Below are 25835 nucleotides of genomic sequence, written 5' to 3'. Positions count from 1 at the left end.
GGCTGGTTTACCGCTATGACCAAGCGTCCGGATTGATTTGGCCGATAGCCTGAAATGCAGGTTTGCAGAATAAGTAACCTTGAAACAGCGTGACGCCGCAGGCCAGCAGAAAATCCCGCTCGGCCTTGGTTTCAATGCCTTCCGCCAGCACTTCGATGCCGAGTTCGCGGCAGATTTGCACAACCCCGGTGACAATCGCCTGTTTGGGTTTGCTAAGGTTGATATCGCGTATCAGATCCATGTCCAGTTTAAGCACATCAGGCTGGAATTCGGCGAGCAGGTTCAGGCCGGCGTAGCCCGCACCGAAATCGTCGATTGCGGTTTTAAAGCCGAAGCGGCGGTATTCGGTGAATATATTGATTAAATGCGGACGGTCGGAAACGTCCTCGCCCTCAACCACTTCGAAAATGATGCGATCTTTGGAAAAATTGTAGCGTTGCGCCGCGTCAAAAGTTGAACGGATGCAGGCTTCGGGTTGGTAAACCGCATTCGGCATAAAATTTATCGATACAAACTCTTGTATACCCAATTTGGCTGCGCCTTCTACGGCTTTTATCCGGCAGCTTTGGTCGAAGCGATAGCGGTTGGCGTCGGTCACTTTGCCTAACACCGATGCGGCCGATTCGCCGTTAACCCCGCGCACCAAGGCTTCGTGCGCAAAAACGGTCCGGGCAAAAAAATTGACGATGGGTTGATAGGCAAAACTAAAGTCGAAATCCAACTCATCGAGGTCCTGGCAGCGATTACAACTGGGTAGGTCGGAATTGGTGTGGGCTTGCGGGGAATTTTGCGCGGTTTTTTCTGGCATAGCGGATTCTCGAAATCGATATCAGGATGTTAGTCATCCTTGCTTAAGTGGGGGCGTTCTTTGCCGCCTTTATTATCAAGTGTAGCGAAGTTCAGTGGAATAAACATTTACTTCGCCGGCTTTCGAAGGCACGGTATCGGGTTGATTTTACTATTCACTTAAGTGGTTCAGTGTCAAATCCTAATATTTAATTATTTGAACCAGCATGATTTTTGATTCTGATTGGAAACTTGCATATGATAGCCGAACAGATTTAAGTCGTTGCTTGCTCACACTGTCCCTGCAAACATTCAGCAGGCTTCCGGCAAACGGAACTTAAGGGAATTCCATGAAAAAACCTCGATCACTCGATCACGACGGCCTGGATGGCATTATTCCGTCCACGGATAAAGCGCGGCTGAAATCCGGCAATCCGCAAGGCAAGTCAGACAAAACCCTAAAAAAGCCTATGCACAGCAATGTGCCCTGGTTGCTTGGCGTGATTGGTTCACTGGCCTTGCTGGCGGTGTTAGTGCCGGATTTAACGCAAAAGCCGGAAGCCATCACCCAGACCGCAGCCCTGGATAAACAGGCGGCGCCAGTCAAAAGCCCGGCGTCAACACCGCTTGTAGCCTCAGAAAATACTGATACCCCAGCGCCGAAGCCCCCTGCCGAAGCGGCTCCAACTTTGGTTGCCGAAGCTAAACCGGAGCACTCGCTGGCGGCAAATCAAAACGCGCAACAGTCGGCCGCCGGCGATGCCGACATTCAGAGCCCTGACGCGTTGCCGGAGTTACCCACCGAACCGACAGCGGCAGGTATTCCCAAATCTTCTCCGGATAAGGCCGTTCAAGCGTCTGCCGCGGTGCCGTTTACCGTATATTTCAAATTCGACTCCAGCAAATTGACGCCGGAATCGGCTAATAGCGCCAACGAACTATTAAGCGCGGCAAAAAACTGTCGAAACCTGATTAAGCTGAACGGGCATACCTGTAATTTGGGTAGCGATGCCGCCAACTTACAGTTGGGTTTAACGCGGGCCAATGCGGTAAAAAAATTATTGATCGCTAGCGGTATCGGCGCAAAAGCCATCCTCACCGCATCGGAAGGCATGAGAAAACCGGCGGCACCGAACGATACCAAAGAGGGCCAGGCTTTAAACCGTCGGGTCGAATTGCAGTGTGTGGATAATTAACCGAATTAAAGAGGATAGACGCCATGATACAAAACACTAAATCAGACTATCAGATAGCCCAACAGCAAATTCTCGACGGCATTATTTCAGGCGAGTTCGATATCGAAAACCGCAAGGATTTGGGGCCCTTGATTCCGATCCGCTTGTTTCAAGCCTTGCGCATGGTGGCGCTGGGATCGAACGTGGAAGATATATTAGGGCAGGGCGCGCCGTCGCTGGTTTACCATTCCGGCCAGAGTTTGGGTTTGGCGATGGGGCAGATTGCCGCCGCCAATATCGATAAGGATCTGGAAACCTATGTCGGTAAAATCAAATTGCTGTGCCGACAGCTGAGCATCGGTTTGGTAGTGCCGGACAAAGTAGATTTGTCGGCGGGGGTGTTGGAATTGCGAGTGGACGAATGCGTATCCTGCGCCGGCATTCATCACGTTTCCGCGCCTATCTGTCATTTCGAAGCCGGCATGGTCGGCGGCATCGTCAGAACCTTTTTTAATCGCAACGTGAAGGCGACCGAAACCAAGTGCAATGCGCTGGGCGACAAGACTTGTTTAATCCGCGTCGATTTACTGTAGGTTGATAATTATTAAAAGAATCAGGAGAACAACATGAGTAGCAATGTCCAATTTCTCGACCCGCGAAAATCTCAGAACAGCGAAATCGATTCCATCTTGCGTAATCTGATGAACATTCAGGGCGTATCGGCGGCGGCCATTGTCGATAGCGACGGCTTTGTCACGCATATCCACCGCGATTTCGAAATCAACACCGACGCCATCGGCGCCTCCGTGCAGGTGGTATTCGGCGCGGCGGCGAAAGCGGCGCAACACGTCGGCCATCATTTGACCAACATGGTGATTTGCGAAAACAACGACGGTTATATCTTATCAACACCGATAGACGCGGGCTTCATTTTGGCTCTGGTAACCCAGCGGGAAGCCTTGTTGGGTCGGGTGCGGTTTGAATTGAAAGAAACCATCCCGGTATTGAAAAAATTGTTCACCAGTTATCTGGCCAATTAACCGCTGCCTAGAGCCTGAATATGCATTGGTTTGAATCGCAGTTGGCGCAGCTGGATACGCTCGCCGACGACTATCTCGCCGCGCGCCGGCAACCGGCGGCGGACATCGTCAATGTCAGCGAAGCCACCCGCCTAAAGCGCGCGGCATTTATCGACGCCGTGCAGGCTGTGGTGGATAAAGTTGTCAAGATTGAGGGCGTAAGCGCCTGTGCAGCCTACCACGACGGCCTGATTCTGGCCCAGTCCGCCGAAGCGTCCAATATGGATGCATTCGGGGCGGTCATTCAGGAAACGATACGCGCCGCTCAGCACGGCGAAACCTCTCTAGGCCTCGGCGAGATCGAACAGATCGTCATCGTCGGTGCCGTCAACAAGCTGGCGATGCTCAGCGTCGGGCCTATTATTTTATGTATTTCCAGTCCCAAGGGTGTCAATTTGGCCACCGTGTTGAGTCAGGCCAAATAGACAGCGGCAGTTAAATCCACGCCGCCGTTTCTTCCATCCCCTCCGGCTGTTAGGAGAAATTCCGCTCTCCCACGGTCATAGAAATTGCCCTCCATTGGCAGCTGAACTAAGCTGTTCAGTAAACGGTGGGTGTTGTCTCACGGTTTCGAAAAAAGAATAACTAGATCTTCGTTAAATCACCGGGGGGATGCAAAATGAGAGACTGCTGGTCTAAATTTGGCGTCGGCATGACTGTCAAATTGGCTTTTGTGTTTGCTGTGCTGCGCCAGCCAATCACTATGGCGGCGGAAATCGGCGGCGACTTAGTAGCTGATACCGCGAAGTCTAGCCAGACCTTTTCGGCTGATTCGAAGGCGGATGAGGATGCCGGTATCGAGACCAATGCCGCCGAACAGTTTCATGATGCAAGCAGGGATGTCGCCGATATGGATTTGGTGGAGCTGGTAAATGTCAAGGTGTCGCCCTTCGATGTCTCCCTCCAGCTCGATAGCGGATACCTGGCCTCGAATTCGGTGTCCGGCTCCCGTTTCGATGCGCCGATCAGCGATTTGCCGTTTGCGCTCCAAGCCTTCACCGAGTCCTTCATCAAGGATCAAAAGCCCCGCGATATTTTCGACATAGCCCGTTATTCGCCTGGCGTCACCTATCGCAGCAACGACTTCAACGAAGGCAACGCCAACCTGGCCATTCGCGGCTTCGCGGTTGGATCATTGGCCGGTGGCAATATCCACACGCTGCGCGATGGCGTCCACGGCCCGTCTGTTCTGGATTTCACCAATATCTCGCGGGTTGAAGTGGTTAAAGGGCCGGCATCGTTTCTGTACGGTCAGGTCGCGCCGGGCGGGATCGTCAACGTCATCACCAAAAATCCGCAACGTCAATTTGCCGCCAATGCCGATGCACGCTACGGCTCCTACGGCGAGTACCGTTTCGATGTCGACGTCACGGGGCCAGCTACCAAAACCTTGTTCTACCGGCTGGCGGCTTCCTATGACCAGGATATGCATTACTGGGAACCGTATGATGCGCACTCATGGAACATCTCGCCTTCTTTGCTTTGGCAACCCAGCGACCGCCTGAGTGTCTCGTTAAAATACGAAAACTTCGAAAAAATCGAAGAACCCCAGCTCATGCAAAAACCCGGCTACAGCACGCAGGTCGGCGTGTTGCCGACAGCCGCCGATCCCAACCTCTCGGGCGTGGATGTGCCGGGCCTGCCCAATAATTGGAATAGCATGGCCTACAGTGACTATCGGCATAGCAACACGCATAATCTCAGCACCTGGATAGACTTCAAGGCCGACGAGCACTGGAATCTGCGTACCGGCTTTTCGCATTTGGAATACGATGTCGATGCGCTGTTTACCGGCAACCTCGGCATGGTCAATAACACCACGCTGATGCAGGGCCGTCGGGTCAGGCAGCAAATCTATAGCAACCGCGACGATACGATAGAACTGCAAGGCGTGGGCAAGTATGACCTGGGTTTCGCCAGTCTGCGTTTGCTGCTGGGCGGTCAATACATAGACCGCAATTTTCATCGCGCAGGGGGGCAGGCCGCGAATGATCCGGCCTTGGGCAGTAATCCGACTGCTTCGCCTTTACCCTTGTGGGATTTAGGCAATCCCAATACCTGGAACCGCAATACGGCGATACCGTCATCCCTGCTGACGACCAGCGGCCTCGACGAAAATGTGCAGGCCGTGGACAAATCGGTTTACGGCAGTTCCACCTTCGGTTTCTTCGATGACCGCTTACTGCTGCTGACAGGTTGGCGCTGGACTTCGACCGAAAGCCAATACACAAACCGGCTGACCAACCAATCGCAAGTTTCCACCGCCAGCACGGTCACGCCCCAATATGGCCTGCTCTACAAACTGACACCCGAATGGTCCTTGTTCGGCAGTTACGCCGAATCTTTCGTGCCCGGCACTTTTCCGGTCAACAATCTGGATGGCACCTTATCGATTCCCAAGCCGACTGAGGGCTGGGGGTATGATGTCGGCATTAAGGCCGACTGGTTTGGCGGTCGTTTGTCCAGTACGCTGACTTACTTCGATATCCGTAATAAATACATCGTCAACGATCTGGCGGTGACTAATTCCGCCGGCGGCATCACAATTTACGGTCTGCAAAGCGGTGAGCAGCGTTCCCACGGCATCGAATGGGACGCCACCGCTAAACTGACCGACGACTGGCAACTGTATCTGTCCTATAGCTACATGGACGCGAGGATCAGCGAATTCAGCGGTCGGGACCATGCCATCCTCGCCCAAGATCCTGGCTCGCTCGACGCGGCCGGGCTGGCGAATTATAAGAACGTCAACCGTTTCCACAACGCCCCGCTGCAAATGAGCGCGCCGCATCTGGCCAACCTGTGGACGCGTTACGACTTTAGTGTGGAGGCGCTGCGCGGCCTGCATCTGGGCGGCGGTGTCAATCTGGTCTTCGATCAGACTTTGTTGCCTGATAGCCCGGCCACCTCGCGGCAAACGTACGCCTTGTTGAACGCCCTGGTCGGCTATACCTGGGAAGCGGGAGGGCATAGCATGAGCATAGACCTGATGGGCAAAAACCTGCTCGACGAACAGTACCGGCCCTCGCAAAGCAGCCGTGGCAGGCCCCGCGAGCTGATGATCAACTTTTCGGTCAAGTTCTGATCCTGGCGCTAAGGCTATGAAACCAGCCGACTATTCATTCTGTTTGACTTCGGAGTCATTCGGGTTGTATGGATGCCGGGCTGTAAGCCGGTTCGCCTCAGGCCTTGCCGATATTGGGCTTTACGGCGGATTTGTGACGCAAGAGGTAAGGTTTTGAGCACCAATTCGCATGCGTCTTGCGCTTCCTGCGCAGGGAAATGGATATGTTCGAGGCGCAATGCACGGGCGGCTCTTTGGCTTGCCGCGGTGCTGCTTTTGCCGGGCTTGGCCCTCAGCCAGGATGTCTTAGTCGATAACCCCTATAAAGTGAAGGCCGCTTTCCTGCGCAATTTTGCCCACTATGTCAATTGGCCGGAACACGCGCTTCCAGCCGGCAATGCACCTTGGTGTATCGGTATCCTGGGACCCGATCCGTTTGGTGATATTTTGGAAACGACCTTGCGGGGACGGACCGAACAGGGTCGTACTTTTGTCATTGTTCGCGCCGCTACCTTGGAAGAGCTGCCGCCGTGTCAGATTGTTTTTATGACTTATCCGGATGCCGCAAAGCGGCGCACGGCGCTTGCTGTATTAAAACAAAAGCCGGTTCTTACGGTCAGTGACGAGCCGGAATTCTTGCCGGACGGTGGAGTCATAGCATTTAAAGTGACGGATAGGGTGCGGATGAGCATCAACCTCGACCAAGCCCGAGCGGTTTCATTGGCGATTCAGACCAAAATGTTGGAAGTCTCCAGCGAGATTTTGGAAAACGGCGAGATGCGCCGAATGAGATAAGTGATGTCCATCCAAGCCACTATTTATAACAGACTTGCGCTAGTGCTTTGGGGGGCGGCGCTGTTGGCGTTTGTGTTGGCAGCGGCGGGGTTGGCGCTGTTTCATAGCATGACCTTGGAACAGCGCGTCCGGCAGATCATGGAGCCCTACGCGCAATTGGTCTCCGTGGGCACTGACGCGGCGGTGGCTTTCGAAGATCCGCTGCGGGCTCAGGAAGTTCTCGATACCTTGCGCGCCAATCCGCAAATTCAGGAGGCGGATATTTTTTTGGATAGCGGGAGGATTCTGGCCAGCCTCAACGGCAACGTATTCGGCCCTCCTCGGGGTATGCCAAGCCTGCCCGATGGCGTTTATCTAAACCACGATACCGCAGAGTTGTTGCAGGGTTTAAGCAAAGGCGGGCGCCTGCGCATTGTGATGGGTTTGGAACAATTGAGCCAGCAAACGCACCAGTTGTTCTGGTTATTCGGTGCCGGCATGCTGGTGTTGTTGGCCGCGACCTTAGGGCAGCTGGCGGTGCTGCGACGCACTATCATTCGGCCGATTGCGTCCTTAACAGTAGCCGCCGAGCGTGTTCGGCACTCCGCCGACTACCGGCATCGAGTGCCTGCCGTCGGTACCGATGAAGTAGCGCGTTTGGGGCAAAGTTTCAACGCGATGATGGACGCGGTTGAGGAACGCGAAATCGAATTGTCCCGGCTTAACGTCTTCCATCGCACGATTTTGGACAATGCGGCCTACGCTATTGTCTCTACCTCCCCGGACGGTACTATTACCAGTTTCAATTTGGCCGCAGAACGCTTGTTGGGGTATATGGCCGGCGAGTTGATAGGCAAGAAAACGCCGGCGCTTTGGCATGATAGGGCAGAGGTCGAGCGCTACGCTCAGAAATTGTCTGAAGAACTTGGGGTCTTGATTTCTCCGGGATTCGACGTCTTTACCGCGCGTCCCCTGCGCAATCTGCCTGAGGAAAACGAGTGGACTTTTATCCGCAAAAACCGGACCCGCGTGCCGGTGAGCCTATCAATAACGGCCTTGCGGAGCGAGAGCGGCGGCATCTGCGGATTCGTCGGCTTGATATACGATCTTACCGAACGTAAACAGGCCCAGCACCAGCTGCAATTGCTGACTTACTCTCTGGATCAAGTGAAGGAATCCATATTTCTGATGCCCGAGAACGATCCGAAATTTCTTTATGCGAGTCAAGGTGCCGCTACCAGGCTGGGATACAGTTGTGATGAACTCACCAGTGGTATGGGGGTGTTCGACATTGATCCCAGCTGGTCGCCGGCAGTGTGGGAGACATTTTGGCCGGCGTTGTCGGAGCGCCGCCAGATGCAATTCGAAACGACCCACCGGACGCGTGATGGTCAGGTTTTCCCGGTGGAAGTGACCGGTAACTGCTTTGAGTTCGACGGCAAGATATACAACCTGGCAATTTGCCGGGATATTACCGAGCGCAAAAACGCCGAGAAATTGTTGTCGGAATACGCCGCGATTGTTGAATCCACTGAAGATGCCATCATCGGTAAGACCCTAGACGGCATCATCACCAGCTGGAACAAGGGAGCGGAGCGCATGTTCGGGTATAGGGCCGACGAGATCGTCGGTCATTCGATTGATATCCTAATACCCGACGAGTGCCGGCGTGAGGAGGGGGAAATCCTGGTTAAAGTTCGACGCGGAGAATCGATCAGGCATTATGAGACTGTCCGCCGCTGCAAAGAAGGGCAATTGATTGATGTCTCGGTAACGGTGTCGCCGCTACGAAATTCGCAAGGCCAAATTGTCGGGGCTTCCAAAATTGCCCGCGATATCACTGATCGCAAACGCGCGGAAAACGAACTGATACGCTATCGAAATGAGTTGGAAAATACGGTACAGCAACGCACTGCCGAGCTGCTGCTGGCTCGTGATGCCGCCGAAGCGGCTAATAAAGCCAAGAGCGTGTTTCTGGCCAATATGAGCCACGAACTGCGCACCCCGATGAACGCCATTCTCGGATTTTCCGGCATCCTGCTGAAAAACCCCTTGCTGCATGAAAGTGATCGCTGCAACGTCGAAATTATCAATCGTAGCGGCGAACACTTGCTGAACTTGATCAATGAGGTGTTGGAAATGGCCAAGATAGAAGCCGGCCGCGTCCAACTGGAAGAGGCGCCGTTCGATTTGGGGGAAATGGTGCTTGATGTGATAAAGATGATGCAGGTACGCGCTGCCGAGAAAAATCTGCAATTAGTCGTCGATCAGTCTTCGGCATTTCCGCGCTATATCGTCGGTGACCAGGCCCGCTTGCGCCAAGTATTGATCAATCTGGTGGGCAACGCGCTGAAATTTACCCAGCAAGGTGGGGTGATCATACGCCTGTCCACCAAGAACAACGCCATCGCTCATCTGTTGATTGAAGTAGAGGATTCCGGCCCCGGGATTACAGCTGAAGACCAAAAGCACATTTTCGAACCCTTTGTGCAGATAGGACACCTTGCCGACAACAAAGGCACCGGGCTGGGCTTAAGCATCACCAGGCAATTTGTGCAACTAATGAAGGGCTCCATCAGTCTGGAAAGTTCACCGGGAAAGGGCTCGCTGTTTCGGATCGATGTGCCGCTGAAGCAGGCGCAGGCAGCCGATATTAGCGATCTGTACCGTTTGGAAGAACGTATGGTTCTGGGGCTGATGCCGGGGCAGGACAATTATCGGATTCTGATAATCGAAGATCAGCTGGAGAATCAATTATTGCTGGTTAATCTGATGGAGGCCGTGGGCTTTCAGGTTAAGGTTGCAGAGAATGGCGAGCTGGGCGTGGCCTTATTCCAAAGCTGGCAGCCGCACTTAATTTGGATGGATAGACAGATGCCGGTCATGGATGGTTTGGAAGCGACCAGAATCATTCGGACCTTGCCGGGCGGCAAAGAAGTGAAAATAGTGGCGGTCACGGCGTCGGCTTTCACCGAGCAACGGGCGGATATCATGGTGGCCGGCATGGATGACTTAATCTGTAAGCCTTACCGGGCCAACGAAATTTACGACTGTCTAACCCGGCTATTGGGCGTGCGCTATGTGTATGCCGACCCACCGGCAATAATGCCAGAGGACCTGATTTTGACGGCGGAGATGCTGTCAGTAGTGCCGCAGAATTTACGCGGGGATTTGGAGTTGGCGGTGAAAAATCTGGATAGCGAGCGTATAGGTATGATTATTCAACAGATTGCGGCGTACGATCTGAGGGTGACAGCCGCATTGAGTCGGCTTGCCGAAAGTTATGAGTATCCGACGATACTCAAGGTACTGGGGAGTAACTAGAACATCATGATAAATACAGGCAAAATTCTGGTAGTTGACGACACCTCGGCGTCTTTGAAGTTGCTGTCGGATCTACTGAAGGCCGAAGGGTATGAGGTGCGTTCGGCGATAAACGGTGAGCTGGCGGTTAATTTTGCCACCGCCAATCCGCCTGATTTGGTGTTGCTGGATATTCTGATGCCGGGTATGGGCGGCTTTGAGGTGTGTCGTCGGCTCAAAGCGCATCCCGATACCCGCAATGTGCCGATCATTTTCATCAGTGCGCTGTCCGAGCCGGATGAAAAAGTCCAAGGCTTCGAACTAGGCGCGGTGGACTTCGTCACCAAGCCGTATCAGCGCGAGGAGTTACTGGCGCGCGTGCGCACGCATCTGGAAATCGACCGGCTGCGCAATCATCTGGAAGAACTGGTGGAAGAGCGCAGCCACCAACTCCTGGAAAGCGAGAAAAAGCTCAGGGCCAGTCTGAACGACCTTGTTGCGGCACATAGCCTAATGCACACATTGCTGCACACTATTCCCGATCTGGTCTGGTTAAAGGACCCACAGGGCGTGTATATCACCTGCAATCGGCAATTCGAACGCTTATACGGCGCCAAGGAAGCTGACATTGTCGGCAAGACCGATTACGACTTTGCCGCCAGGGAACTGGCCGACTTTTTCCGCGAGAATGATCGCAAAGCCCTGGCGGCAGGCCGGGTTTGCGCCAATGAAGAATGGCTGACGTTCGCCGAGAACGGCTACTCCGGCTTGTTCGAAACCCTGAAGACACCGGTATTGAATCAGGACGGCCAACCGATAGGTGTGCTCGGCATCGCCCGCGACGTAACCGCGCGTAAGGCAGCCGAAGCCAAAGTTCAGCGCCACATGCAGCTCTATGCCGCCTTGAGTCAGTGCAATAAGGCCATCGTGCATAGTGCCGACGAAGCCGAATTATTCCTGGAAATCTGCCGAGCCGCCGTGGAATTTGGCGGTATGAAAATGGCCTGGGTTGGCTTGTTTGGCGCTGATCGGCGCGTTATACGTCCGGTTGCCAGTTTTGGCGAAGGCGCGGATGAGCTGGCCACGATAGATATGTCCATGTCTGCCGATAGCGCTTTCGGCCACAGCCCTACCAGCATCGCGATCCGCGAACAACGTCCTTATTGGTGTCAGGATTTCATTAACGATCCGCTTACCGTGCCATGGCGAAAACAGGGCTTGCGCGCCGGCTGGGCGGCGTCGGCCTCGTTGCCATTGCGGAGAAACGATAGCGTGGTCGGCGCATTCGTATTGTACGCTGACGAGGTTAACGCCTTCGACGATGCTGCCCGCGATCTGTTGGTCGAAATGTCGATGGATATTAACTTGGCCTTGGAAAATTTCAGCCGCGCGTTGGCCCAAAAGCAGGCGGAAGCCGAGATTGAGCGCTTAGCGTTTTACGATCCACTGACTAACCTACCGAATCGCCGTCTGCTTTACGACCGCTTGCAACAAGCAATAGTGACTAACGCCCGGCATGATAAACACGGTGCGGCCTTGTTTATTGACCTGGATAACTTCAAAACGCTTAACGACACCAAGGGCCATACTATTGGCGATTTGCTGCTGATCGAAGTCGCCCAACGTCTCCGAGATTGTGTGCGCGAAGGCGATACTGTCGCCAGGCTGGGCGGCGACGAATTTGTGATGATCCTCAACAGCCTAAGCTCGGATGAAACGCGCGCTTCTGCTCATACCAAAACGCTGGCCGGCAAAATCCTTTCCGCCATTGATCAACCGTATTCGTTGCAGGGATATGATCACCATTGTTCGGCCAGCATGGGCATCTGCATGTTCCGCAATCAACATATTACGGCGGAAGAGTTGCTGAAATATACCGATACCGCGCTATACCAAGCCAAGCGCGGCGGCCGTAATAAGCTGTTGTTTTATGATCCGGTGATGCAGGCCGCTTTGGAGACTCGCGCCGTATTGGAATGCGATTTGCGTTGTGCATTGGCCGAGCAGCAATTGGTGTTGTATTACCAGATGCAGGTCAATCAAACCGGCCTGATTATCGGCGCGGAAGTGTTGATACGTTGGCAGCATCCGCAACGCGGCTTGGTTTCGCCTTTGGAGTTTATTCCCCTGGCCGAGGACACCGGTTTGATTTTACCGATAGGCAAATGGGTTATGGACTCGGCTTGCGCTCAGCTCAAAGCCTGGGAACACGATCCGGTTAAGTCCAAACTACAACTTGCTGTTAACGTCAGCGCGATGCAGTTTCATCAAGAGGATTTTGCTGAGCAAGTGCGGCGAACTTTGGCGCGCTACGATTTGAGTCCTAATCGGCTTAAACTTGAGCTCACCGAGAGTTTGGTGCTGGATGACATTGAGGACGCTATTGTGAAAATGCAGCAACTTCGTGATTTTGGCGTGCGCTTCTCGATGGACGACTTTGGCACCGGTTATTCGTCGCTATATTATCTGACCAAGTTACCGATTGACCAGTTGAAGATCGACCAGTCCTTCGTGCGCAATATTACCTTATCCCAAAGTGATGCGGTGATTGTGCAAACCATCATCGGCATGGCTGAGAGCTTGGGTATCGAGAGTATTGCCGAAGGTGTTGAGACCGAAGAACAGTTGAGATTCTTGGAATTGCAAGGCTGTCATTTATATCAGGGCTACTTCTTCGGTAGGCCGGTACCATTGGCTGATTTCGAAGCCCAATGCGATTATTCAGCGCAGCCCGATTTGCAGGCTAAAGAAAGTTAGAGGCACATCTTCTGCCTGAACAAAGGCCGAAGCTTAGCGGGTGACTGAAATATTTCAGAGCCGTCGTCACACGGTGCGACAAAATGAAGCGCAATTTTTAAAGTGTTATCGCTCTGGCATACGCTTTAATTAAGTTAACCAGGTAAAACGGCAACAGTTCCTGGTTGAGCCGTAAATTATCATTATAAAAATAATAAGCGAAGGGGTTGTTGGTGGGGAGCGGGGGAGAACAAAAAAAGTGCGAAGTGGTCGGTATTGGCGCTTCGGCGGGTGGGCTGCAAGCCTTAATGCCGGTTATTGCCGGATTAAAACAGCGGGGGAGATTCGCCTATGTGTTGGCTCACCATCTATCGCCCGATAAGCCCTGTTCACTGATAGAACTATTGCAGAGCAAATGCCAGCTTGCCGTATCCTGGGCTGAGGATGGTATGGCTCTGGCGCCGGATAACCTTTTTGTGTGTCCGCCGGGACACAATATCGAGGTGGTGGATGACAAATTGCTAGTGTTTCAGGTCGAAGAGGCACAACCCATCGCGCCGTCGATAGATCGATTATTTCGTTCCATCGCTGACAGCCGGCAGGATAAAGCCATCGTCGTTATTCTCTCCGGCTCGGGACACGATGGCACCTTGGGGGCTGAAGCGGTCGCCGCAGCCGAGGGCTTGGTTATCTTGCAAAACCCGGCAGACGCCGTGCATAGCGCAATGCCCGAGTCGGTCATCAAATTAGGCTTTGCGGATTTGGTGGGCAGTTCACAACAGATTGCCGAGTGGCTGAATCACACCGACGACATCGATGGCGTAATCAACGATGAAGTGATGGGTTCCGCGAACGCATTTTCAGAGTTAATCCGCTTGGTTCATCACACGACCGGCTTGGATGTCAACAGTTACAAGGAAGGCACCTTGCGTCGCCAGGCATTTCGCCGGTTTCGCAGTCTGGAAATCGACTCCTTGGAACGCTATGTCGATTACGTTAAAGAGCATCCGGAAGAACTCAGCCTCTTGCAACAGCGCTTTATGGTGTCGGTATCATCGTTCTTTCGCGATGAAAGCGCCTTTGCGGCATTGGCAGCCGCATTGCGGATTCTGGTAGCCGGCAAAGCGGCCGGCGATTCAATCAGAGTTTGGGTGCCCGGCTGCTCAACCGGTGAAGAACCTTATTCTATCGCAATACTCTTGGCCGAGATTTTGGGGGACAGGTTAAGCCTATTCGAGGTGCGGGTGTTTGCGACCGACATTCGGGATGAAGCGATTGAATTTGCGCGGGCTGGGGTATACACATCCCGAGAAATGACCAATTTAGGCGCGGAGCGGCAACAGCGTTGGTTTAAAAATGAGGGGAGCGGTTGGCGGATTCAGCCGCTTGTCCGTGAGTTATGTATATTTTCCACGCACAACATTATCCATCACCCACCCTTCATTAATATGGATTTGGTGAGTTGTCGGAATTTGTTGATTTATTTCAAACCGGCGCAGCAATCGGATTTAATCAACGCTTTTCATTACGCGCTGAAGCCTGACGGCTTGTTGTTCTTGGGAAAGTCAGAATCAGTAGGGCTAAATTCGCCTTTGTTCGAGGTATTGGATGGCAGTAATAAACTCTATCGCCGTCGGGCCGTGGAAACGCGGCATGTACTTCGCTATTCGCCGTTTAATGCCGCTATCGAAGCCAACGGAGCCAAGTTGAATATGGGGAATACGCACTATCGGCAAGCCTTAACCGAGTTAGCCATTAACGCTTTGATGAGGGATTACGCGCCAGCCGGCGTGCTGATCAATGATAATTTTGAACCCTTGCGCTTTTTCGGCAATGGCCGCCGCTTTTTTGGATTGCCTGAAGAAAGTACCGATTTTTCAGTGTTTTCGCTGTGTCTGCCCGAGTTGCGTAATGAACTGAAAGCACTCTGTTTCAGGTTGATACAAGAAAAGCTAAACGTCGCGGAAGGTGTGACGCTCGACATACATATTGATGGTGTCGCCTGCCGGGTTAGGCCGAAAGTGACGCGGGTTGAGCAGACGCCGGGCAGCCATGAGTTTGGTATGTTGATTACATTTATAGAGGTCGCTCCGATTCTGCTAGCCGGCAAAACGCCGGATAAAACTGCACAACCCTATGACGAAATCGCACAAATTCGCCGAGAGTTGGCGGATAGTCGCGAACTTTTACACAGCGTGATTAACCAGCTCGAATCCGCCAATGCCGAATTGCAGATGCTGCGTGAGGAAGTGCAATGCTCCAGCGAAGAGTTACAGGCCTCCAATGAGGAACTGCAAGCCTCGAATGAAGAATTAACCACACTAAACGATGAGTTGCGGGTCAAGTCAGTGGAGTCTGCCCAGCTCAATGCCACGCTAACCAGTATTCAAAACTCCCTGCGTAGTAGTCTGGTCCTGGTCGACAAAGAAGGCCATGTCACGCGCTACAACGCCTTCGCTACCCGGGTGTTCGGTTTAGTGCCGGACGATATCGGGCAGTTTTTGTACGGAATTCCCTGTCATATCCCGATACCTAAGTTACGAGATTACGTAAGCAACGTAGTGCTCAGTGGCGACTCGGTGGTGGAACAGATCCACCACGGCGATTTTCATTTTCTGATGCAGATCGATCCATTCGAGAACGAGGTGGGCGACATTGCCGGCGCGGTATTGAGCTTTTCCGATATTTCCGAGTTGTATTCCGCCGAAGAAGCTCAAAGAAATATTGAAGCCCGCTTTCGGCTGTTTATGGATAACAGTTCCGCTGCGGCTTGGATTAAAGACGAGGAGGGGCGTTATGTTTATTTGAATAAAGTGTATGAGCAGCGCTTTCGGGTAAAGCTCCAGGACTGTCTGAATAAAACCGATTTTGAGGTGTGGCCGCAAAGCGTTGCCGAACAGTTACGCGCCAATGACTTGGTAGTCATGCAGACCGGGCAGGCGTTAGAAATAGATGAAACGATCATCGAAACGGACGGTAGCGAGCAAATTTGGCATAGCAGCAAGTTTAGCTTTTGCGATGTGGAAGGTCGGTGTTATGTCGCCGGGGTGGCGACAGAGGTGACGGCTCAGCGGCAAGCCGAGAGAGTACTGCGCGAAAGTGAGCAACGCGTGCGTTTGGCTATGGATGCCGCCAGAGGCGGTTCCTGGGAATGGGAATTGGCGACTAACCGGAATTATTGGTCTGACGACCTATGGGGTTTGTATAACATTCCCTATGGCTCGGTCGAACCCTGTTATGCGTCTTGGCGGAAAACGGTGCATCCGGACGACATCGCGCGGGTAGAGGCCATCAACGCAGATGCGGTCGCGCGTTCGGCTGCGTTCGAAACTGAATGGCGGGTCGTGCTCCCTGAAGGGCAGGAGCCGCGCTGGCTAATGTGCCGAGGTCGCCCGCTGTCGAATGACGATGGCAGCGTGATTAAATATATTGGTGTGGTCATCGATATTACCGCGCGAAAGAGATCCGAAGAGCAATTGCGCAAAAACGCTTTGCTAGAGGAAGAGCTTAGCCATTTGCAGGGGCTATTGGAGTCGGCTTTTGCGGGCTATTGGGATTGGAATATTCCCAAAGGCAGCGAATATTTTAGTGATACCTTTAAAGCTATGTTGGGTTATGGGGACGACGAATTTCCAAATGTCCCGGAAAGCTGGCAAAAATTTATTTTTAGCGAGGATTTGCCCCGTGTTACCGAAAAGTTCGAGCGGCATGTAGCCAGTCATGGTGCAGAACCGTATTACAACGAAGTGAGGTATCGACACAAGAACGGTTCCACGGTTTGGGTGATTTGCGCCGGCCGGGTGGTGCAATGGGCGGAAACCGGTCAGCCGCTTCGAATGGTGGGCTGTCATATCGATATTACGCAGATGCACCAGCGCTTGGACGAACTGGTTGAAGCGAATCTGCGTGCCGATACCGCCAACCAGGCAAAAACGGCATTTCTGGCCAACATGAGTCACGAAATCCGCACCCCGCTCAACGCCATTGTCGGTCTCACCCATATTTTGTCCCGCAAAGTAAGAGACCCGGAGCAAACGAGTTTTCTGAAGCAAATTGGCGACTCGGCGCAACATTTGCTTGGCGTGATCAGCGATATCCTCGATTTGTCCAAGATCGAGGCGGAAAAGTTGGTGTTGGAATCCGTGGAGTTCGATTTAGGTGACGTGGCGGCCAAGGTTCAGACGATTATGCACGAATTGGCTGAAAACAAAGGCCTGAGCTTAAGCGTGGATTGCTCAACTTTAAACTATCTATTGTGCGGAGACCCCATCCGCTTTAGCCAGGCGTTAATAAACTACATCAGCAACGCGATCAAGTTTACTGACAAAGGTTTTGTTCAGGTCCGGATTTTCCCGGTTAGCGAACAGGGCGATAAAGTGCTGTTGAGGGTGGAAGTGCGAGACAGCGGTCGCGGCATCCCGTCGGATCTGATTCCAAAGTTGTTTTCTGCATTTGAGCAAATCGATAATTCCATCACCCGCAAGCACGGCGGCACCGGCTTGGGCTTGGCAATTACCAAACGGCTCGCTCAATTAATGGGCGGCCAGGCCGATGCCACTAGCTCGGTGGGACATGGCAGTACCTTTTGGTTTACCGCTTGGTTAAGCAAGGGCAGCCATATAAGCGGCACCAGGCAATTGCTGGACAGCGGCGATGACACCGCAGAGCAGATTCTGCGTAGCCAGTATGCCGGCACCCGTTTGTTGCTGGTAGAAGACGAACCGATCAATCAAGCGGTTGGCGTCATTCTGTTGGAAGCGGCCGGTTTTGAGGTCACGGTAGCGGATAATGGCGCGGACGCGCTGGCTCTAGCCAAACAACAGCCGTTTGCTTTGGTGATTATGGACATGCAGATGCCGGTGATGGACGGGCTTGAGGCTACCCGGCAAATCCGCTTGCTGGACGGCTGGCAAAGTGTACCGATTATTGCAATGACCGCTAACGCTTTTGCTGAAGACCGTGAGTTGTGTTTGCAAGCGGGTATGAATGATTTTCTCTCCAAACCGTTTGATCCTGCCAGCCTTTGTGCTCGTTTGTTGTATTGGTTGGAGCACAGTGCGCGGTCTTGAATTGGAAGCTTTGCTGGTGGTTCTCGATGTGCATCATGGTGTTGTTGGTTTCTGCCGTAAATGCCATCAGGCGAGTTGTGATCCCCGGGCTGTCGCAAAGTGGGCTTGAGCCCCCTGGAATCTGCGGAATTGTTTAGGGTATTAATCTCAACTAACTGGAATGACGTTGCCGTGATTAGAAACCCCATGCTTTTAGCCGCTATTGCCGTCCTTAGTGCCTGTACGCAGCCGGATCAAGCCAATCCTAAGATGCCACTGACACTGGAAGCCGCTGTTGCCGGCGAATGGCGGGATCCCGCCAATGCCGCCCGCGACAAATGGCGGCATCCGGCACAAACGCTAGAGTTCTTCGCTGTGAATCCTCGGCAAACCGTTATCGAAATAACGCCGGGTTATGGCTGGTATGCCGAGATTCTGGCGCCCTTTCTCCGCGAAAGCGGCCATTACGTCGCCGCTGTGATAAACCCGGATAGTGCTGTCAAAGACAGCGCCAAAAACTATTATGCAAAACAATTCAACGCGCTTGACCGAAAATTGCAGGCTGCGCCGGGGTTATACGGCAATCCGCAGATTCGGCTTTTTGATGAGGCTACGCCGACGTTCGGCGAACCCGGTTCAGCCGATGTGGTGTTGACGTTTCGCAATGTCCACAACTGGCGAGAAGCGGATACCGTGGCATTGATGTTCAGGGGGTTTTTCGACGTACTTAAACCAGGCGGTACGCTGGGCCTGGTTGAGCACCGGGCGAATAGCGATGTGGCGGACGACGATTTCTCAGGTTATATCGGGCAAAATCAGCTGATTGCCTGGGCCGGCGCTGCCGGCTTTGTGTTGCAGGCTGCCAGCGAGATCAATGCCAATCCGGCCGACAGCAAAGACCAAGAGGGCGGGGTGTGGCGTTTGCCGCCGGCATTCAGCCTTGGCAGCAAGGATAGGGATAAATACGCGGCAATCGGGGAAAGTGATCGCATGACCTTGCGGTTTATAAAGCCCGGAACGGCGCTCGGTGCCGTTCAATAGGCTTTGGAATACCCGCGGCGAAATTAGCCGGCGGATGTCGATAATATTGACTATCTCTAAAAGAAGGGATTTACTCCGTAACAAATTTTCTTTATCAAAGGTGCCGAATCGATGAACGAAACACTAATTGCCGTGGCTGTTGAAAAGGATGGGAATATTGCCCCGCATGCCGGCAGGGCGTCGCGCTGGCTGGTCTATGTCGCCGGAAATGAAGCGGAGGCGAGTCTGGCCTGGACGCTTGATCTCACCGAGATTGGCAGCCTGCATGAATGGCATGTGCGCGGCGACGGCAACCGCCATCCGCTGCATTATGTGGATGTGGCTATTGCCGGATCAGCGGGAGACGGGGTGAAGCGCAACCTGCTGGACAGAAACACCAAGCTCCACACCACTGTCGAGACGTCGCCATCCCAGGCCGTTGCGGCTTATCTCGCCGGAGAACTTGTCGATGGGGCGCCGCATGAAGAACAACACTGCCTAAAATCCAGCGAATAAAACGGTAGTTAGCTGATGGGATTAAGGCGCTCAAAACTCCCAAACCACTTTGCCGTACACGCCGCGTTGCACTTCGGCGGCTTGGGTGAAGGTTTCCTGAATGTATTCCAGATGCTGGTTGTCCAATAGATTTTGTCCGACCAACGATAACTCGACAGCTTGATTGAGCTTCCAGGCCAGACGCAGATCCAGCGTGGTGTAGGCTTTGATATAGGCCGGCCCGCTTAGGGTAAAGGCGCTGGCATTGTCCACATAACGCAGCCAAGCATCCAGGGTAATGTCCTCGGTGGGATTGAGCATCGCGCGCAATGAGGTTTTATGCTGCGGCGAAACCGCTTCCTGGTAATACGGATTGCTGGAAAGCTCGGTTTTCAACACGCTATAACTCAAATCCCAACGCCACCAATCCAACATCTTCCAAACCACAGCGGTTTCCACGCCATAGGTTTTACCCTTGCCGGTATTGTCGATGGTCAAAGGCTGTTTTATAAAAAACGGCACATTTGAAAGATCCGTCGAGCCTGGATGATAGGAGCGCAGATTTTGATAATCGTTATAAAACAGCGATACATCCAAGGAAAAACTATTGCTGGGCGTGTAGCGATAGCCGGTTTCATACGCCAACACCTGTTCGGCTTGGTAAGCGTTCGAACCGGTTACCGCCAAGGCGAGCGGCAAAGGCGTGCTGTTGGGGCTGGTAAGCGGAGGCACGACTTGGCCGATTAGCTCCATATGCGCATCCACCCGCGACGGAATGCGCACGCCTCTGGAAACGGCTGCCCAGAGTCGGTGGTTGGGGTCCGGCCCCCAGAGCAGACGGGCCGTGGGTTGTACTTCTATGCCGGTGTAATCGTTATGTTCCAGTTTGGAACCCAGCGTGAGCCACAGTTGTTCGTCAACTAAGGTCAATTGGTCCTGTAAGAACGTACTGAAATAACTCTCACCGCGTTGCGGTGGAGTAAAATTAACAATACTCTGTTTAACTTGGTTTTCTTTGGTGTAGGTATATCGATAACCAGCCCCCCAGATTATGTCGTTCCAATCGTTCAGGGCAAAGCGGTGTTGAAAATCCACATCTCCGGTATAGCGTTCTTCTTCAATAAAACTCTCTCTGCGGTCGTAACTGTCAAAGTACAGTTGTAGGGCGTAATTGGAGGTGTCGGAAATCCGATGTTGCAGCCGGCCCATCAAATTACCGCCGGTGGCTTGAACCTGGTCGGCGATGGTTTCCCGATAAGGCGCGGTGAGCGAGGCTAAACCGATTTGCTGGTTTAAATTGCTGTGATACACATCGCCTTGCACGGTTGCGGAGTCGGCAGCCGACCAGTCTGAATCTATGCGAAAACCACCCTGCATTTTGCTCCAGGCGTCGCCGGCAGCTTGGCCGGCTGGTCTGCTATGGGCGTCGCGTTCAAAGCCCTTGATATAAGCTCGGCCGCTGGTGGTTTCATTGAGTTTGCCGCCATACCGGAATGCGCCAAACCCGCGTTCTTCGCTGCCGCCGCCGGCGCTGAGCAAGCCGCCCTGCGTGTCGGCAGAATGTTTGGTGATGATGTTAATCACGCCGTTAACGGCATTGGCACCCCACAACGCTGCACCGGAGCCTCGAATCACCTCGATGCGCTCCACGTCTTCCAGCATCACGTCTTGCATTTCCCAATACACGCCGGAGAACGCCGGCGTGTAGATATTTCTGCCGTCGATTAATACTAATAATTTATTGGAAAACCGGCCGTTAAAGCCGCGCGAACTGACCGCCCATTTGTTGGCGTCGATACGGCCGACGTCAATACCGGGCGCCAGACGCAGTGCGTCCGGAATGTTGGTGGCGCCCGCGCGTTTGATGTCGTCGTTGCTGATGACAAATACCGCCGCCGCCGCATCGCCCAGCGCTTGGGCTTTCTTGGAAACGGATGTGATTTTTACCGATAGCAGTTCTTCTATATTCAACTCGGTTAAATCGGTGTCGGCCGAGGCAATTTCCGCATGGACAGCCAAGGATAGCGCGCTTATCCAAACGGTGTAAAAGGTGTTTTTCATTCTGCTGCAAATGGGGCAAGGCGAGAGACATGATGTCTCTTAGTTAATTCTTCAGTTGCAAATGTAGCGCAGCATCGATTTATCACAAAGTTTTTGTAGCATTTAGGTCAGTCTATTGACTGATAGTGTTGCGGATTACACAGATTCGGCGAATGGCGGGCGCGCTTTAAGGCTAAGGAATGGAGGAGTGCAAGCCGAGTGCCCGCTTGCGTGATTGCGGCGGGACGAGCTTAAAGTTTTCAGCGGCCTTCTAGCTTAAGATGCTCAAAACCTTGATCTGAAGCAAGGTGTTATTAACCAGGCTCTACCATAGCCTCCCTCCCGTGCAGGCTGGGGCCCAGTGTCATACTGGATTCGCCACGCGGTAACGGCTCCCGCTTTCCCGTGAACGACGACACTGTGAATTTAAGGGCCGAGTTGATAATTAGGTAGGTTTCATACATCCGCCCACATCCGCAGCAGGTTGTGATAGCAGCCGGTCAGGTTGACGGTTGGGGCGCTGTCGCCTTGGGTGTTGCGCAATTGCAGGATAGCCATATCCATTTCAAAGAGTAAGCGGCGGCGTTCGGTTTCGCGCACCATGCTTTCCAGCCAGAAAAACGAGGCCAAGCGCGCGCCGCGCGTCACCGGTGCTACCCGGTGCAGGCTGGAGCCCGGATATAGCACCATGTCGCCCGCTGCCAGTTTCACTGCATGTTCGCCGTAGGTGTCTTCGATGACCAACTCGCCACCTTCGTAACTGTCCGGGTCGGCCAGAAAGATAGTAGCCGACAAATCGGTGCGCACCCGTTCGCCGCTGACCTGACATTGGCGGATAGCATTATCGATATGGTTACCGAAAGTGTTCTGCTCTCCTGCGTAGCGATTGAATAGTGGCGGGTAGATTTTTTTCGGCAGCGCCGCCGACAGAAATAGCGGATTGCGATTCAAAGCCTCCAGTACGATGGCGCGGGCGGCATGGCTTTGTTCGGTTTGCTCAGGCAATTGCCAATTGTTTTTCACTTGTGCGGACTGCGTGCCGGCGGTGATACGGCCATCCGCCCAAGGAGCGTCGGACAATAGCTCGCGAACTCGTTTTAATTCTGCGGGGGAGAGGACTTCCGGAATTTCGATCAACATGGTCCTAACCCGCAATGGCTTGCATGGCAAAAAACACCGCCAAACTCATTGAACCCAGCCCCAACCCCGCTGCTGCAATGCGATTGCCGTGCAACCGGGTCCATAGCAAAGTGCCGGTCAAACTCAGCAACAGCAAGCCGCCGGCCAAAGTGTCAACCAGCAACACCCAGCCCACGCCCATGCCGGTGCCCTTGTGCAGGTTGTTCAAGGTATTCAACAAGTTTGCTTCGCCTTGCTTGACCGTGACAAAAGCATTGCCTTCCCAGTAGTCCGCAGACAGCATTTTTTGCGGATTGCGGACGTTGATTTGCCAGGAGGCCGGTTGCTGGACCGCTTGATTATTCCAAGTCACGGTTTTAGCGGGTTCCTTGCGGATTTTGGCATGGGCGGTATCGACGCCTAAAGTTTGGCCTAGCCAGGCGGCCAGCGCTTTCGGGTCAGAGGGATGAGGGTCCGGCAATGCCAGTTGAATTTCTTTTTGTTCCATGCGGCCGATGGGTATTTTCAAGACATCGCGGTGATTCATTAAAATCCCGGTAAAACCGAATAGTAAACCCAGCGCCGCGCCCCACAGCCCGAACCAGGCATGGGTGCGGCGCAGCCATTTCAGAAAGGCGCCGCGAGATAGGTTTTTCGGTAAAAACAGGTAACCGCCGTTGGTTTTCTTGGGCGGGCGGTTGGCTGGCGTGGACAGGGGGGCGGTAACTGAATTCATGGCTAAAGTTCCAGAAGCTGTGGCAAACGAATAATGGGGTTGTTCGGTTGTGGTGCCCGCACGGTTGAATGAAACGGTCGCGCAACCGACCAATCGAAATCAACCGTTCAGGCATGCGGAGTTCAATATTTAAAACTCACCGTCAACTGCCCGGATACCGGGGTTCCCGGCAAGGCCGAGTTGGTTTGGCCGGATTCGTAATAGACGGTATCGGTCAGGTTGAACACGTTAAGCTGTACGTCGTAATGTTTTTGGTGATAAGCCACCACCGCGTCCAGGCGAGCATAGCCCGGTAGGACCGCCTCGTTGACGCTGTCGGCGTACCGATGGCTGGCGTAGTAAACCCCGCCGCCGATTTCCCAATTGTCGGTCAAATGATAGGTGCTCCAGGCCACGCCGCTGTGTTCGGGGACGTTGACGGACGTCATCCCTGCAAATGACTTCAACAAGCCGCTGACCGAGCCGGTTGCGGTTGAGCTGGATTTAATGATCTTCGCATCCAGGTAGGCGTAGGTCAGCGACACGTCCCATTTCGGCAAGACTTCCCCCGCCAGACCGGCCTCGAAACCGTCCGTACGCTGTTCGCCGGCCAGGATTTGCAGGTTGGCGTCCAGCGGCGAGGTCGTCCGCGCATTGGTTTTTTCCAAACGGAACAAGGCGGCGGTTGCCGACAGCTTGCCATCGAATAACTCCCACTTGCCGCCAATCTCGTAGTTGTTGTTTTGCTCGGGCGGCAGATTGGCATTATTGGCTGACAGGCTGAGACTTTCGGCAGACGGATTGAAGGATTTGCCGTAGCTGAAGTAATAGGACTGCGCTTTGTCCGGTTGCCAAACGATGCCGCCGCGCGGGCTCCACTGATCGACACTGCTGCTGAAATCGGCAGCGCCAATGCGGTCGGTCTGCTGCGCGTCGAACACGTCGTAGCGGGTGCCGGCCAGTAATTTCCATTCCGGATTGATCTCGAATTGATCCAACACATAGCCGGCATAGGTTTGTGCTTGCGTCAGGCGACTGGTATCCAGTGTGCCGCTGAAATCGTAAGCCAAGCCGGTGACACTGGCATTAAGACGCGGGTTGAAGATCGAGACGCGGCTGACGCCGGTCGAGTTTTTTGATTTGTAATCGTACTCTTCCCAACCGAATTCACTGCCGAACATCAAGGTATTGTTATAGCCAAACAAGGGCTTTTTATAAACAAAATCGGTCTGGTTGTAGACGTTTTCTTGAGTGTTCAGACGCAAGGCCTGCGAGCGGGCGATGGTGCCGGCATTCGCACCGGTATATGCCGCGGCGCCGGAATAAAGATGGGTCAGGTATTTACGTTCGTAATCGCCGTAGCGGATCGAGTTTTTGACCGAAAAATCCTGATTGAAACGGTGCGTTAAGGCCACGGTGGCGACATTGACATCGGTATCCATCAGCCGGTTATCGGTAAAGCCATAGAAGGTGTTGATCGGTACCCCGGCCGGCCGGCCTTGATACATGGGCACGCCGTAGTCGAATACGCCTTCGTCTTGTTGATGCAGCAGGTTTAAGGATAATTCGGTATCCGGGCTGATGTCCCATTTAAAGGAGGGCGCAATCCCCCAGCGGTTGCTGTAGTTATAGTCGCGGTAGGAGTCGGCGTCCTGATACATGACGTTCAACCTTGCCGACAGGTCTTGATACTTGGTCTCGGCATCGATCGCGGTGCGTTTGAAGTCGTACAAGCCATAAGTAAAGCTACCGTTAATCCCCGTTCTGCCGGTCGGTTTTTTCGCGACTTGATTGATCACGCCACCGGTGGCGCCACGGCCGAATAAAATCGACGACGCGCCTTTCAGTACTTCGGCTTTTTCAATGAAAAAGGTGTCGCGGTTGTATTGGCCATTGTCCTTGACGCCATCGAGATATTGATCGGAGTTGGCGGAAAAACCGCGCAGCGTGATCGAGTCGCCGGTGCGGCCGCCTTCGCCGGCGGCAATGGTCAGGCCGCTGACGTTGCGTAATGCGTCGCGCAGATTGAAGGCGTTTTGCGATTCGATCAATTCTTTCTTCACCACGCTGATCGATTGCGGGATGTCGCGTAAGGCCATTTCGGTCTTGCTGCCGGTAGTGGAGGTCTCGGCTTTGAAGCGGGTGGTTTTATCTCGATTGGCTTTGACCTTGACGTCTTTTAATACCACTTCCTGCTCTTCGTTACTATTGGTTTCGACGGGCGGCTCGGCGGCGAATGCCATCCCGCTCAGCGCTGCGCCCAGCGGTAATAGGGCCCCAAGACGCCATTTAGCAGTGGAGGTTTTTTGGGTGGTCGAATGGTCTGCGGACATAGTATTCCCTTGATAAGCATTAATGACGTTGCTGGCTGCCTGGCGGGGAATGCTGGGTGGCTAAGATTTTCGGTGTACTGGCCGGCATATCATTGGCCGGTAATCGATCTTTATTCGAGACGTACTGATCCCAAAAGAGCTGGACATT

Annotated in this window: 16 protein-coding genes; 11 read left to right on the top strand and 5 right to left on the bottom strand. The window is 53.5% G+C overall.

Annotation, left to right across the window (positions count from 1 at the left end):
• Window positions 1–13: 13 nt before the first annotated feature.
• Window positions 14–808 carry an EAL domain-containing protein gene (locus NP589_RS03330; RefSeq protein WP_256605689.1) on the bottom strand — a complete coding sequence of 265 codons (795 nt, stop codon included), beginning with the start codon at window positions 806–808 and terminating at the stop codon, window positions 14–16.
• Window positions 809–1136: 328 nt separating this feature from the next.
• Between NP589_RS03330 and NP589_RS03325 the strand changes: the two genes are divergently transcribed.
• The 11 genes from NP589_RS03325 (at window position 1137) to NP589_RS03275 (ending at window position 19501) form a co-directional block, all read left to right on the top strand.
• Complete coding sequence (locus NP589_RS03325; protein WP_256605688.1) at window positions 1137–1982, top strand: OmpA family protein; 846 nt, start codon at window positions 1137–1139, stop codon at window positions 1980–1982.
• A gap of 23 nt (window positions 1983–2005) precedes the next feature.
• On the top strand, window positions 2006–2554 hold the full coding sequence (locus NP589_RS03320; RefSeq protein ID WP_256605687.1) for a V4R domain-containing protein: 549 nt from the start codon (window positions 2006–2008) through the stop codon (window positions 2552–2554).
• 33 nt (window positions 2555–2587) lie between these two features.
• On the top strand, window positions 2588–3001 hold the full coding sequence (locus NP589_RS03315; protein WP_256605686.1) for a roadblock/LC7 domain-containing protein: 414 nt from the start codon (window positions 2588–2590) through the stop codon (window positions 2999–3001).
• A gap of 20 nt (window positions 3002–3021) precedes the next feature.
• Window positions 3022–3465, top strand: a complete 444-nt coding sequence (locus NP589_RS03310) for a roadblock/LC7 domain-containing protein (RefSeq protein WP_256605685.1) — start codon at window positions 3022–3024, stop codon at window positions 3463–3465.
• A 227-nt stretch (window positions 3466–3692) separates the two neighbouring features.
• On the top strand, window positions 3693–6125 hold the full coding sequence (locus NP589_RS03305) for a TonB-dependent siderophore receptor (RefSeq protein ID WP_256605684.1): 2433 nt from the start codon (window positions 3693–3695) through the stop codon (window positions 6123–6125).
• 246 nt (window positions 6126–6371) lie between these two features.
• Window positions 6372–6899, top strand: coding sequence for a YfiR family protein (locus NP589_RS03300; protein ID WP_256605683.1), 528 nt, complete (start codon window positions 6372–6374; stop codon window positions 6897–6899).
• A gap of 3 nt (window positions 6900–6902) precedes the next feature.
• Window positions 6903–10202 carry a PAS domain S-box protein gene (locus NP589_RS03295; protein WP_256605682.1) on the top strand — a complete coding sequence of 1100 codons (3300 nt, stop codon included), beginning with the start codon at window positions 6903–6905 and terminating at the stop codon, window positions 10200–10202.
• 6 nt (window positions 10203–10208) lie between these two features.
• The gene (locus NP589_RS03290; protein ID WP_256605681.1) at window positions 10209–12938 is read left to right on the top strand and encodes an EAL domain-containing protein; all 2730 of its coding nucleotides are present in this window, start codon (window positions 10209–10211) and stop codon (window positions 12936–12938) included.
• Window positions 12939–13150: 212 nt separating this feature from the next.
• The gene (locus NP589_RS03285) at window positions 13151–17986 is read left to right on the top strand and encodes a CheR family methyltransferase (RefSeq protein ID WP_256605680.1); all 4836 of its coding nucleotides are present in this window, start codon (window positions 13151–13153) and stop codon (window positions 17984–17986) included.
• 186 nt (window positions 17987–18172) lie between these two features.
• The gene (locus NP589_RS03280) at window positions 18173–19006 is read left to right on the top strand and encodes a class I SAM-dependent methyltransferase (RefSeq protein ID WP_256605679.1); all 834 of its coding nucleotides are present in this window, start codon (window positions 18173–18175) and stop codon (window positions 19004–19006) included.
• Between the two features lie 111 nt (window positions 19007–19117).
• Window positions 19118–19501 carry a NifB/NifX family molybdenum-iron cluster-binding protein gene (locus NP589_RS03275; RefSeq protein ID WP_256605678.1) on the top strand — a complete coding sequence of 128 codons (384 nt, stop codon included), beginning with the start codon at window positions 19118–19120 and terminating at the stop codon, window positions 19499–19501.
• A 30-nt stretch (window positions 19502–19531) separates the two neighbouring features.
• On the opposite strand, the gene NP589_RS03270 is transcribed toward NP589_RS03275, so the two are convergent.
• The 4 genes from NP589_RS03270 to NP589_RS03255 form a co-directional block, all read right to left on the bottom strand.
• A complete protein-coding gene (locus NP589_RS03270; RefSeq protein WP_256605677.1) occupies window positions 19532–21541 on the bottom strand; it encodes a TOL_0244 family TonB-dependent receptor in 2010 nt (669 codons plus the stop codon).
• A gap of 435 nt (window positions 21542–21976) precedes the next feature.
• Window positions 21977–22660, bottom strand: a complete 684-nt coding sequence (locus NP589_RS03265; RefSeq protein WP_256605676.1) for a Fe2+-dependent dioxygenase — start codon at window positions 22658–22660, stop codon at window positions 21977–21979.
• A gap of 4 nt (window positions 22661–22664) precedes the next feature.
• Window positions 22665–23375 carry a PepSY-associated TM helix domain-containing protein gene (locus tag NP589_RS03260; RefSeq protein WP_256605675.1) on the bottom strand — a complete coding sequence of 237 codons (711 nt, stop codon included), beginning with the start codon at window positions 23373–23375 and terminating at the stop codon, window positions 22665–22667.
• Window positions 23376–23497: 122 nt separating this feature from the next.
• Window positions 23498–25687, bottom strand: a complete 2190-nt coding sequence (locus tag NP589_RS03255) for a TonB-dependent receptor (RefSeq protein ID WP_256605674.1) — start codon at window positions 25685–25687, stop codon at window positions 23498–23500.
• Window positions 25688–25835: the final 148 nt, after the last annotated feature.

Source organism: Methylomonas rosea (assembly GCF_024505055.1).
Classification (GTDB): Bacteria; Pseudomonadota; Gammaproteobacteria; order Methylococcales; family Methylomonadaceae; genus Methylomonas; species Methylomonas rosea.
This window is presented reverse-complemented; position numbering and strand designations above follow the sequence as displayed.